The organism is Hoeflea sp., from assembly GCF_039975035.1.
Taxonomy (GTDB): Bacteria; Pseudomonadota; Alphaproteobacteria; order Rhizobiales; family Rhizobiaceae; genus Hoeflea.
In genome coordinates this window covers 1-8,701 of record NZ_JBDWHW010000233.1, presented here as the reverse complement: position 1 = coordinate 8,701, position 8,701 = coordinate 1, and the positions used below count along the sequence as shown (strand labels likewise).

Sequence of the window (8,701 nt, the reverse complement as noted above, 5' to 3'; positions counted from 1 at the left end):
AGTAAAACGGCCACTGGAAGGGCGGGCGCTCGAACCGGGTGCCGACATTGAGCCAACGTCCGTCAGAAAGCGCGATAGACAGGTTCATTTCAAGCGCAAAGACCGCGCCATGCATCATTTTCCGATGCATCTCAGCCATTTCAGCTGAAAGGTGCGGCATTGGCAGGATTTGGCCCTCGATTGCATGCAATTCGACACGGATGTCACCGCTGTAACTGCCACCCAGAAGCGCACGCACTCGGGATTCGATCAGACCACCATCCGAGCTGTCTGAATTTCCGGCTGTCGCTTCACCCGACAGGTCAAATCGGACAAGCGGAGAATTGGCCGCGCGCAGGATCGAGTCCTGGAGATTGTCCGGCGCCTCTTCAATCAGTCTCGCCACGTTTGCGGCGCGGCCTGCGGCTTCGAAGCCGAGCGCAGCCCGAACCGCGAGGCTCCTCTCATCGACAAACAACCACAGGCTCACGACTTGTGCGGCGACAAGCGCGGCGACAACAAGAAGCACGAGTTGAGCCCTGAGGCTTGTCAACGGCCCCCAACTCAACCCAACACCTCCACGTCCGCCGACAGGTAATAGCCGCCGTTTCTGACGGTCGCAATGATCTTTGGCTGAAGAATATCGGGTTCGATCTTGCGCCTGAGGCGGCTGATCTGGTTGTCGATGGTGCGGTCCAACGGCCCGGCTGAACGGCCAGCCGTAAGGTCCAGAAGCTGCTCGCGGCTCAGAACCACTCGCGCGCGCTCCAGCAGTACGATCAGCAGCTTGAAGTCTGCGCTCGTCAAGCGCGTTTCGTTTCCGGATTCGTCCGCCAGCACCCGGCTGTCGGAATCAAGCACGAGGTGGGCAAAACGAAGCCGCTTTCCCGTGAAGCCGCCCGCAAGCTTTTCCTTCCGTTCCGAACGTCGAAGAACCGCCTTGATCCGGGCCAGCAACTCCCGCGGATTGAACGGTTTCGCAAGATAGTCATCGGCTCCGATTTCGAGCCCGACGATCCGGTCCGTGTCATCGCCCAGCGCTGTCAGCATGATGATTGGCAACGCGCGCTCGGCGGACAGCCGCTGGCACAGGGAAAGGCCGCTTTCGCCGGGCATCATGACATCCAGCACCATCAAGTCATAATTGCCGATGGCAAGTTTTGCTTCGGCATCATGCGCATCCCTGGCGGTGCCGGCGCGCATGCCGTTCTTCTCAAGAAAGCGCTTTACGCTTTCACGGATTTCCTTGTGATCGTCGACGACGAGAATGTGCGGAGCATCGGACATGAGCTCTTCTATCGAAAACCGACACAATGCGTCAGTGATTGTTTTGTCACCGAATGTAACAGAACCCGCATCCTGCGACATGCCGGTACAAACCGGTGGATGCAATCCATTCAGATTGGGTTCTTTATGCCCATATACTGAATGTGCAACCAACCAGGAGATTGTAAGATGTACAAGTTCACGACCATCGCAACAGCGCTGCTCATTTCGGCCGCTTTGCCAACATTCGCCCTCGCCGATTCCGATCATGGCCATGGCCAACGACAAGCAACGTCGAATTCCGGTTCTGCAGCGGCCATGGCGGGTGGCAACGCCAACATGATGCAAGGAATGATGGGCGGCGAAATGGGATCCATGATGCGCATGATGAAGATGATGCACGGTGGACAATCGGGCATGATGGGCATGGATGGCGAAACCGGCGGCATGGGCGCGGGAATGATGGGCATGGGCGGATCGATGATGGGTGACACCGACCATATGCAACGCTTGTTCGACGCCAATGACGACGGAACAGTCTCGCCCGAGGAACTTCGCACTGGTCTGCTTGACGAGCTGAAAACCTACGACGCAGACGGCAATGGAATGCTGTCGCTCGCCGAATTCGAAACGCTTCACGCCGCCCATATCAGGGAACATACGGTCGACCGCTTTCAAGCCTTTGACGCGGATGGAGACGGGCAAGTCACTTCCGAGGAATTTGCAGCGCCCGCAGACAGGATGAAGCGGATGATGATGATGCGTTCGGGCAATATGCCAGGTCAGGACGGCGGCATGATGGACGGCGAGCAACCGGGGAGCATGATGCAGAACGACGCGCAGAGCGAAACAAAACAGGACAATTGAGCGTTGTGTCGATTGAACGAACAAGTGGCGGAGGCAACGCCTTCGCCACTTCATAACAAGGGATTGAATGAATGATGAACGGATATGGCATGGGATTCGGCGGGCTTTGGATGATTCTGATCCTGGTCCTTGTCGGCCTCGCGATCGTCGCGCTGATCAAGTATCTGAGAAAATGAAGACTGTGCGAAAGGATAACAATCAGATGAACTACACTATAGACAAAATATTTCCCGGGGCTGATATCGAAGATATCGACGCCCGCACGCGTGCTGCTTTGGCTGCAGCCGGCTTTGGGGTCCTGACCGAAATCGACGTCAAGGCGACAATGAAGAAGAAAATTGACAAGGACCTGCCGGGGTATCGCATCCTTGGTGCCTGCAATCCGAACATGGCCTGGCAGGCCATCGGCATGGAGCCGAAAGTCGGGGCCATGCTTCCGTGCAACGTGATTGTGCGGGAGACAGCCGAAGGTGTGGAAGTGTCGGCGGTCGATCCGGTGATCTCGATGACCGGGATCAACAATCAGGAGCTCGGCGAAGTCGCCGGCCAGGTCCGGAAGATGCTTCAGGAGGTTGTTTCAGCGATTTGATCCTTCATGCCGAAGTCCGCGAAACGAAACCGTACACATTCACATGCAAGCGGGACTAAAAGGTTTGGTCACGCTTGCACACATTCAGGTCGGCCTCGACTTGCACTCCTGCTACGTCAGTCGCGTACCCATCCACGCGTTTCAAATTTTCGTTACCCACGCAGATGAACAAATCTGCTACGCTGTTTACATGAAAAGCAACATCGCGCTCTCAACGGCGACGGCTGCGCCAGCTCTCCGATCCACAAGGGACAGAGATGAATTTGTTTCAAAAGCTGCTCAACACTTCGATCTTGCTCGCATTGGCCGTGTCTATGACAGCTTGCGTATCGACGGTTCTTGATGTCGACAACAAGGCAAATCAACCGATTGCCGCCAACCTCGTCAGCGATATGAAAAAACGCAAGATGACCCCGGCTGATCCCATACTGGTCCGGATCTTCAAGGATGAGAGCGAGCTCGAGATCTGGAAACGTGACCGTACTGGGCGTTACGCGCTTTTGAAGACCTTTCCCATGTGTCGCTGGTCCGGCAAGCTCGGCCCAAAGACCAAGGAAGGAGATCGGCAAGCTCCAGAAGGGTTTTACCATGTCTCCGCCGGCATGCTCAATCCCAACTCGCAGTATTATCTCTCTTTCAATCTCGGCTACCCAAACAAGCTGGAAAGCGCACTCGGCTACACCGGCGACGCCTTGATGGTTCATGGCGCCTGTACATCGGCAGGATGCTACGCGCTCACGGACGCTGGCGTCGCGCAAATCTATGCGATCGTGCGTGAAGCCATCAGGGGCGGACAGTCTTCCTTTCAGGTGCAGGCTTTTCCATTCCGGATGACGCCCGAGAACATGGCGCGAAATCGAAATGATCCTAATTTCGATTTTTGGACAAACCTGAAACAGGGCTATGACATTTTGGAGGTCACAGGCCGGCAACCCCAGTTGTCCTATTGCGGCAGACGGTATGTCTTCGACGCGACCTTTGAGGGTGGAAATCCTCGCAACCCGCTTGCTTCATGTCCACCGCTGCTGAGCGCGGAGAACGATGTCGTAGCTGCTCGGCGCGTTTCAGATGAACGCAAGATGGAAGCAATACTTGCCTCCGGGACGGTTATATCGGCCCATGCATATTCGGATGGCGGCATGCATCCAAGCTTTCGAAAGCTTCTCAAAAGCCGCGGCGCAGAGGTGCTTGCCCAGACAGCATCATTGAAAAACGTGCCGGTCAGTCGACCGGATGCTGCGCTGGCGGATCCCCACACGCCCGGAGAATGACATTCTCAGCGCGGGATACCGCTTTAACGTGAGACGCGTTTCAGTGCCGTCGACCCAGGGCCATCCATGAACGTTATTGGTAGTTTGCTGCAGATCACGCAGTGAGGGAGAACCACGTGTGGTTCGACGCCTTCCTAATTGGGCAATGCCATGATGCCTGTACAGGTGGACAACTCTGGGATGCTCCCAAACGAAATCCAATGAGCACAAAATTTTACAACACCGAACTCTGGTTGCCGTGTGACCTGGCTCACATACGCTTTATGTTTGTCTTTCTTACCAGCGAAAACCAGGAATGCGGCTTGAACGTTCTGCAGGGCTCGGCCGCGGCTGGCTTGCGGGCATACACCACAACGTGTCGCAAATTGCAGGCCGGTAAACATCATAGCCTTGATACCAACTTGACCCATGTCAATGAAGGCATGGGATTCGATGTGATAATAATGACGCTCAGTAGGGATTTGATAACGTGCAAATACATCGAAATCGCAGTCTGCAAGGAAGCCAGCTCAGCTGGCAAGCCCTGACGCTTGCGGTCATCGTGGCTCTGTATTTCTCCGCCATTTCCCTGCACCAAACTCATGCCAGTGAGTTCTCCGGCATGCAGACGGTTGTAGTTACGACGCACGTGCCTGACTCTGGAAACACCACACGTGATATGTCGTCGCAAGCATCACAGTGCACTGATCAAATGCATTGCCATTCCGCGGCGATCTTGCCGTGCGAAGTGGGGAGCCATAAAGGTGGCGCGGTCGGCCAAATCTTTTCCACCCAGGCATTCACAAAGCAACAGTTTTCCCCGTTTCCTGCCCCCCCTCCCAAAATTTCCTGACGCGACGAATTCGTTCTTCCGGCTGAGCTTGTTCCAGCGGCGTGAGTTGAGGTGTCTGCCACTTTTGGCAGTTCAACTTTTCCCACGCGAGCATGGCGGCGAACGGAATGGCATTAGATATTTGGGGTAGAGTCTAAACGCTCACCAACCCCTGTTCGCCATCCCCAGTCACCTGCTTTGGACCAGGCCCGGTTCGGACATAACCGAAAACGGCGAAGGCGCATTCAATATTGCGCATGGAGCATGCAATGGAATCCATAATCTATTTTCTCTTTTGGGCCGGCCTCATATTCATCATGATGAGGTTTGGCTGTGGCTCTCACGTCATGGGTCACGGCAAGTCAGGAGCAAGCCGCGGCGAGCCCAGCGGCTCGGCGAGCGATGCTCGCTGGACTGCCCCGGAGACTGACACTGACCCCGTGTGCGGAATTACCGTTCAGACCCGAACCGCAAAATCGGCCGTCCATGACGGCCACGTCTACTACTTCTGCTCTCGGGAATGCCGCGAGCGCTTCGAGGCCGCGCCAGATTCCTACCTCGCTGCAGCTGTTCCAGCCAGCCTAGACATGAGGGAGCAAGCTGATGGCTAATCTGACCAGATCTGATCAACCTCACGGGCAGGCGTGCCTCTGTCCGTGAACCGTCCACCACATATCCCAGTCGCAGTACTCGGCATGAGCTTGGGCATTTTTCTCGTGGTGACGTTTGCGCTGTGTGTCGGCTTCGATCTCATCTTCCCCGGACAGGCCATGTACCAGACGTGGCTGAAACTGCTTCCCGGTTTCTCTTGGTTGACTTGGTCAAGCTTTCTGCTCGGCGGAGTGGAGGCCTTTGCCTATGGCTGGTTCGTCGCGCTGATATTCGCGCCGCTATTCAATTATTTCTCTGCCCGTTGGGCACGTTGATGCAAAGCACAACAAAAGGAACTCAACTATGACGTCACCTTTGAAGCTCTCTCTTTCGGCAATCCTCGCCGTTCTCCTGACTTCGGCATCAGCGACGGCCGCGACGGTCTACATTGCTGATGGCAGCGCGGATCAAATCATCGTCGTCGATACAGACACTGGCACGGTCGAACGCAAGATCACCGGCTTGGATGCCATTCACGGCCTTTCTGGTGCGCCTGGTGTTCGGTATCTCGTCGCCGGTAGCTATTCTGAGGTCGAAGGCACCGAAGCCACGGCACTCGCTAAGCCAGAAGGCGTGTCGGAGGACGAACATGCAGCCCATCACGCCAAACCCGCAGCGGGGGCGATGCCCAAGGATGCCGCGATCAGTATTCTTACTATCCTCGACTCAAAGTCTGGTGAGATACTGCGTCGGATCGAAGTGCCCGGCGCGGTCCATCATACTGCTGTTTCGCCCGACGGTCGTTACGCTGCAGCTACTCATCCATCAGGTGACGGGATAAGCATAATCGATCTCGAAACCTTGGTTTTCAAGGCCTTTGTTCCAACTGGATCGGCACCGAATTATGCCGTATTTTCCGAAGACAGCGCTTCGGTTTTCGTAACGAATTCAGGCAACGGCACAATCAGTGAAGTCGATGTCGAGAAGGGATTTGTCAGACGCAATTTGCTTGTTGGTACAGCTCCCGAGCATGTGGTCATCTCCGACGACGGGGCAACGCTATATGTGGCCGACGCAGATATCGGCAAAATCCATGAGATTGCTGTGTCCGATGGTGCCATTCTACGCTCATTCGAGATTGGAGGAGAGTTGCACGGGCTCGACTTGTCGGACGACGGGAGCACGCTCTTCGTCAGCGGAAAGAGCGAAGACAAGCTTGTCGCGATCGATCTGCAATCCGGTGCGATGCGGACCGCTTCATTGTCGCCCGCTCCGTATCATCTGACAACGATCGACGGCACTGGCAAGATTTACGTATCGAGCCGCGACGAACCCAAGATTTGGATCATCAACCAGATCGATCTCGCGGTTATCGGCGAAATCGCAGTTTCCGGCGAGGGCCATCAGATGGTTGTGCTGCCTTAATCCCTCATAAGGCCGTGCTCAGGATAACATCCGAATTGGAGGGCCGCCCGATCTTCAGTACGGGCGGTGAATTCCTGACTAAGTGACGACCCGAACTAGCAACGAGCCAGAAGGCTGGATGGCGAAAGACATTGCGGATCGGAGCGTGAGGATGCTGACAACGTCACCTGCCTACCCCACACAAAGCCAGTTATCGCAAACACGGACAATGTCATACTGAAATCTATGACAGGGGCCAGATTAAAAGGCGCGACACCGATCAATTCTTCAACGACATCATTGCCTATACGTTCGTTTGTTTTCGACGCTCGGAAAGGGCGCGGTATCCAAGCGTCGAGCAGGATGCGATGTGCAGAACTGAGTGAACAAATTACCATCACCAGCCCAGAATTGGCCTACACCATGGGTTTTGTGCGTCGTACACAAACCCAAACACGACTACCTCAAAAGGAAATTGTATTGCTTCACCGCAGAACTCACCTTCTTGGATATTTTTCATCATGATGACGATTTACGATTTGATTGCAGTGTTCCTAGTGCTGACGGCAACGTTCGCTTGGATCAATCACCGCCTCATTCGTCTGCCGCACACGATCGGCCTGCTCGTCATGGGACTGGTGGCGTCGCTCGGTCTAATTTGTGTCGAACTCATTTTTCCGGGAGTGCTTCCATACGAAAATCTCGCTGGGATCATCCGGCAAATCGACTTTCAGAAAACGGTGCTGGACGGCATGCTAGCATTTCTGTTGTTTGCGGGCGCTTTGCATGTCGATCTCGCTCAGCTGCGTGACCGTGCCTGGGTTGTTGGCTCGATGGCAACGGTGGGGGTCTTGGTCTCCACAGGGATTATCGGTGTCGGCTTCTGGTTTGCAGCAGGGGCGCTTGGCGTTCCCGTTGCCCTTTCGTGGGCCTTGGTGTTTGGCGCACTTATCAGTCCAACCGATCCGGTGGCGGTCCTGTCAACTCTTAAGACAGTTCGTGTTCCCGAGATACTCAAGGCAGAAATGATCGGCGAATCGCTGTTCAACGATGGAGTCGGAGTCGTAATATTTACCGTCCTCATGGCGACCGCAATCGGAGCCGCCGGCGGCGGTGTCGATGTCATTGAGATCAGCGAACTTTTCTTCATCGAGGCATTGGGAGGCGCTGTGCTCGGGCTTGCCACCGGCTACATTGCCTACAGGGCAATGCGTGCGATCGACGATTATCCGATCGAACTCCTGATCTCGCTTGCGCTGGTAGCCGGCACTTATACACTTGCGGCCAAACTTCAAATGAGCGGTCCCATTGCAGTCGTCGTGGCCGGTGTCCTTATTGGCAATCGCGGCCCACAAGATGCGATGAGCGACCAGACAGAGCAGTATCTCTTTGGGTTCTGGACGCTCATCGATGAGATACTCAATTCGGTGCTTTTTCTTCTTATCGGCCTTGAAGTGCTCGTTCTCCGCCTCGACCCGTCTTTCAGTTGGTTGGTCGCGTTGGCGGTACCACTCGTCCTGTGTGCTCGCCTGCTAGCCGTAGCCATTCCGGTGATTGCATTGAGTACGAACTATACTTTCATACGGGGTACAATTCCTGTTCTGACATGGGGAGGGTTGCGGGGTGGCATTTCCATTGCACTCGCGCTTTCAATTCCGGAGGTCGCCGAAAAATCCGTCATTCTCGCCGCCACATATGCACTCGTTCTCTTTACCGTCGTCATTCAAGGCTTGAGCCTACGCGCTGTTGTCGAGCGCGTCGTAAAATGACTAGGCGTTTGATCCGTAAGCGTCCGGTCTGACCGCCCTATTGAGCGGTTTTCCATGGCAGCAGATCATCGACACGGTTGATTTTGTAGTCTGGAATGCGGGCGAGTGTATCAGCCAGCCATGCCTGGGGGTCGATACCGTTCAGTTTGGCGGT

9 protein-coding genes and 1 pseudogene are annotated in these 8,701 nt (G+C 55.2%); 7 read left to right on the top strand and 3 right to left on the bottom strand.

Annotated elements, in window-relative coordinates:
- Together ABJN75_RS20525 and ABJN75_RS20520 are read right to left on the bottom strand one after the other, a co-directional pair.
- Positions 1-508, bottom strand: a pseudogene (locus tag ABJN75_RS20525) (two-component sensor histidine kinase); the annotation flags it as partial.
- A 35-nt stretch (positions 509-543) separates the two neighbouring features.
- Positions 544-1,266: a response regulator gene (locus ABJN75_RS20520; protein WP_348441458.1), complete on the bottom strand. Its 723-nt coding sequence runs from the start codon at positions 1,264-1,266 to the stop codon at positions 544-546.
- Between the two features lie 168 nt (positions 1,267-1,434).
- Here ABJN75_RS20520 and ABJN75_RS20515 point away from each other — a divergent pair, with 168 nt between their 5' ends.
- The 7 genes from ABJN75_RS20515 (at position 1,435) to ABJN75_RS20485 (ending at position 8,547) form a co-directional block, all read left to right on the top strand.
- Positions 1,435-2,112 carry an EF-hand domain-containing protein gene (locus ABJN75_RS20515; protein ID WP_348441457.1) on the top strand — a complete coding sequence of 226 codons (678 nt, stop codon included), beginning with the start codon at positions 1,435-1,437 and terminating at the stop codon, positions 2,110-2,112.
- Between the two features lie 202 nt (positions 2,113-2,314).
- A complete protein-coding gene (locus ABJN75_RS20510; RefSeq protein WP_348441456.1) occupies positions 2,315-2,701 on the top strand; it encodes a DUF302 domain-containing protein in 387 nt (128 codons plus the stop codon).
- A gap of 257 nt (positions 2,702-2,958) precedes the next feature.
- A complete protein-coding gene (locus tag ABJN75_RS20505) occupies positions 2,959-3,972 on the top strand; it encodes a murein L,D-transpeptidase family protein (RefSeq protein ID WP_052161104.1) in 1,014 nt (337 codons plus the stop codon).
- A gap of 1,080 nt (positions 3,973-5,052) precedes the next feature.
- Positions 5,053-5,394: a YHS domain-containing protein gene (locus ABJN75_RS20500; RefSeq protein WP_035521378.1), complete on the top strand. Its 342-nt coding sequence runs from the start codon at positions 5,053-5,055 to the stop codon at positions 5,392-5,394.
- A gap of 84 nt (positions 5,395-5,478) precedes the next feature.
- On the top strand, positions 5,479-5,709 hold the full coding sequence (locus tag ABJN75_RS20495; RefSeq protein ID WP_035521376.1) for a DUF5676 family membrane protein: 231 nt from the start codon (positions 5,479-5,481) through the stop codon (positions 5,707-5,709).
- Between the two features lie 28 nt (positions 5,710-5,737).
- Positions 5,738-6,799, top strand: coding sequence for a YncE family protein (locus tag ABJN75_RS20490; protein WP_348441455.1), 1,062 nt, complete (start codon positions 5,738-5,740; stop codon positions 6,797-6,799).
- Between the two features lie 503 nt (positions 6,800-7,302).
- The gene (locus ABJN75_RS20485; RefSeq protein ID WP_348441460.1) at positions 7,303-8,547 is read left to right on the top strand and encodes a sodium:proton antiporter; all 1,245 of its coding nucleotides are present in this window, start codon (positions 7,303-7,305) and stop codon (positions 8,545-8,547) included.
- Between the two features lie 37 nt (positions 8,548-8,584).
- Here ABJN75_RS20485 and ABJN75_RS20480 read toward each other — a convergent pair.
- Positions 8,585-8,701, bottom strand: a 117-nt coding sequence (locus tag ABJN75_RS20480; protein WP_348441459.1) for a transposase domain-containing protein, incomplete at its 5' end; no start/stop codon positions are given.